We start from the raw sequence: 2,747 nt of genomic DNA, 5'->3' as shown, positions 1-2,747 counted from the left end.
TGGCTGGCTGAAAGAAAATCGCAGGATCGGCACTCGCTATGACAAGCTGGCCAAGAGCTTTGCAGCCATGGTCACCTTGGCCTGCAGCCTACGTTGCATGCGGCAATACTTTTCGTACAAAGCCTAGTCAGAAATCTACAAACCAGTTGTAAAATCGATACCCCGCGATAACTGACACTGCGCATGTGGTTAGGCTCAATAGAGGCCATTGTCCTTCAACGCCCAGCCACCACTGCACTTTGAACAGAAACGCTCCCATCACCACACAGGCCAGAACACCTAGAGCCAGGCCAATTAACGCAAATAGCCGAGTCCCTAACCCCGGATTTCCGCCATGCCAATTCTCACTCAGGCAAAAGGGACAGTGATTCGACGAAGGCGAATAGCCCCAGAAGCCACGGCTATATGTCGCTCTCGGAACCATCGCTTTGCCACAGTTTTGACAGGTAACCATCGAGTGTTTCATACCGCACCTCAGCTCAGACGTCCTAGATGAGCCCATGGTGCGCGACCGCGGAAAAAACCCAATTGCGTGGCCCGAGCTACCCAGCGCCCCGGCCTGGGCTAGGATCAAACCCTGGTCGCCAGATAACCGATACCATGCTGTGCACGACCGACACCATCTAATGCCCGCCGGTGACTGGCTAGCTCCGCCTTGTCGCAGAACGATAATTCAGGACGCCAGTTCAACTCCTCAAATAGCCGTTCATCGAAAATATGTGCGCGGGGGCACTTATGGGGGCACTTACGCAGAATACAAACAAAAATGCATTTTAAAACAGTAACTTAGATACAAATATTTAATCCCCCCGGCTCCACCAATTGATCATCTAAAGACGTCCACGGACGTCTTTTTTTGTGCCTGAAATCCAGTGAGATCAAGGGTTTCAGGGCCGCCGGCGTTCGTAGAGGGATCTTGAGTTCCAGTAATTTTGGTATTCCGAATGGCATTCCCAGTTTCCCGGAGCTAATTTTGAGAATACCAAAAGTGGCATGGAGCCCTTCTCATGTGCGCTCAAATCACCTCCCTTTCCGACCGTTAGCTCAAAGCGGTCAAACCTAGAAACAAGGATTACGTCCTCAGCGATAATGACGGCTTGTCACTGCAAGTCAGGGTAAATCGCTCGATGCCGTGGAATTTCAACTACAGGCATCCGCGCACCAAAAACCGAATCAACATGGCGCTCGGCCCGTACCCCGACCTTTCTCTGGCGCAAGCCAGGAAGAAAGCCATCAAGGCCAGAGAGCTGTTGGCGCAAAGCGTCGACCCTCATCGCGACGAGCTGAGGCAAGCCAAGCTGGCAGAGACCGAACACAATATGGTGCTCACTCCCCCTGCACGTTTCCCCAGCTTAAAAACCACACCGCTCGCGGACATCACCGCACCGATGCTCATCAAACTACTTCGCCCCATCGAGGCCAAAGGCAGCCTGGAGACGGTGGAGCGACTATCGCAACGCCTCAATGAAATCATGGCCTACGGCGTCAAATCTGGGTTGATCTTTGCGAACCCACTGAGTGGACCGGCACCGGCAGATCGAGCAAGGTGAACCCGGCATCACTACCGCGTAGAGCGGCCTACGCCTGCGAGCGTTACGAACAACTCACGGGGCACGCCGCACCCGTCAGTGGCGGTCACTGCCATCGCATTGACCGTGACCTTGATCAAAGACGCCGCAACAGATCAGCCTTGAGCTCGGCATAACCGAATCGATGTAGTTTCGGCCTACATTGGAGGTCGCGCATGACTAAGCCCTTCGATATGGCGCTGCTCCTGAGCGGCGTACTGACCGGTTCAGAGGTCACGCAGGAACGCCACCTATGCCAAGCTCTAATCATGCAAGCGGCCATTCAAAATCGATGGCAACGCGATAATCCTTGGACCTGACAGCTCAAGCATGTGCGCTGGCTTTTCACTCAGCACCTGAAGAATCACTCCGAGGCCACCCGGTATTACTATCGCCTCACCACTCTGTTGATCTGGAAATGATTAGGGAATGACCGAGAAATGCTGATCCAGCGCTCGAATCGTGGCTAGGCAAATCGAGACTCCGACCAATCTACTCAGCAGGCCGACAGCAGCCTCTCTTAGGACCATGAGGCCGCACGATACTTAGCCGATTGTAATGCCGCAGGGTTCTACTTCGTTAGCACTGACACCTTAGAGTAGAGCTCCCCTTGGATGCAGCGTCGTTTCTAGGCATGATACTGCATGTAGCCAGCATTACGACATCGGGTGCTGTTAGTTACCGTTTAGGCGATAGGGATATGGAAGTAGCGGTAAGGGTGATGTTTCGCGGACAGGAAATCGACCGCATCATAGGCCCCCTCAGAATGGATGAGGGCCGGCCTGCCGTCACCTACAAAAACTTGCTCTGGCCCGTAGAAGACGGCTGTATCCATATCGAAACCGAACACGATGCGGCCCTCTACCATGGGAATATGAACCTTGACGACTGGGTGGAGCTTGTCACTCGCGTACTACCAGAGTCACTCCCAACTCACATCGATGAGTGTGCAGAACTACTTCGTGCCTGCTTCCGGGAAAATTTGCCTCATAGCGTTATACGCGCATCTTCCTCGCTGGTATCTGTTGGCCGAGAGAATGAAGCGCGCGACCTGCTAGGGAAACTCTGAAAAAGACTTTCTGATTTGGCAAAATACCGCGACCCCACCCACCGAGTTTCCCGATGAAGCAGATGACCTTCGCCGACGCCGAGTACGCTGGCAAGCGCAAGCAAACCCGC

General features: G+C 53.8%; 1 protein-coding gene and 4 pseudogenes. 4 read left to right on the top strand and 1 reads right to left on the bottom strand.

Features of this window, described 5'->3' with window-relative positions:
* The 4 pseudogenes from JFT66_RS29600 to JFT66_RS29590 form a co-directional block, all read left to right on the top strand.
* Positions 1 to 127 (top strand): annotated as a pseudogene (locus JFT66_RS29600) (IS5/IS1182 family transposase); the annotation flags it as partial.
* A gap of 880 nt (positions 128 to 1,007) precedes the next feature.
* Positions 1,008 to 1,523, top strand: a pseudogene (locus JFT66_RS29595) (integrase arm-type DNA-binding domain-containing protein); the annotation flags it as partial.
* 47 nt (positions 1,524 to 1,570) lie between these two features.
* Positions 1,571 to 1,748 (top strand): annotated as a pseudogene (locus JFT66_RS29995) (integrase domain-containing protein); the annotation flags it as partial.
* Positions 1,745 to 1,990, top strand: a pseudogene (locus tag JFT66_RS29590) (hypothetical protein). The pseudogenes JFT66_RS29995 and JFT66_RS29590, both read left to right, overlap by 4 nt.
* Before the next feature lie 263 nt (positions 1,991 to 2,253).
* On the opposite strand, the gene JFT66_RS29585 reads toward JFT66_RS29590, so the two are convergent.
* Positions 2,254 to 2,436 carry a hypothetical protein gene (locus JFT66_RS29585; RefSeq protein ID WP_198860625.1) on the bottom strand — a complete coding sequence of 61 codons (183 nt, stop codon included), beginning with the start codon at positions 2,434 to 2,436 and terminating at the stop codon, positions 2,254 to 2,256.
* Between the last annotated feature and the right edge of the window lie 311 nt (positions 2,437 to 2,747).

Origin of the sequence: Pseudomonas sp. MF6755, assembly GCF_016405635.1 — a bacterium.
GTDB lineage: Bacteria > Pseudomonadota > Gammaproteobacteria > Pseudomonadales > Pseudomonadaceae > Aquipseudomonas > Aquipseudomonas haemolytica.
Note: the sequence above shows the minus strand (reverse complement) of the source record. Positions and strands in the feature narration are given on the sequence as shown.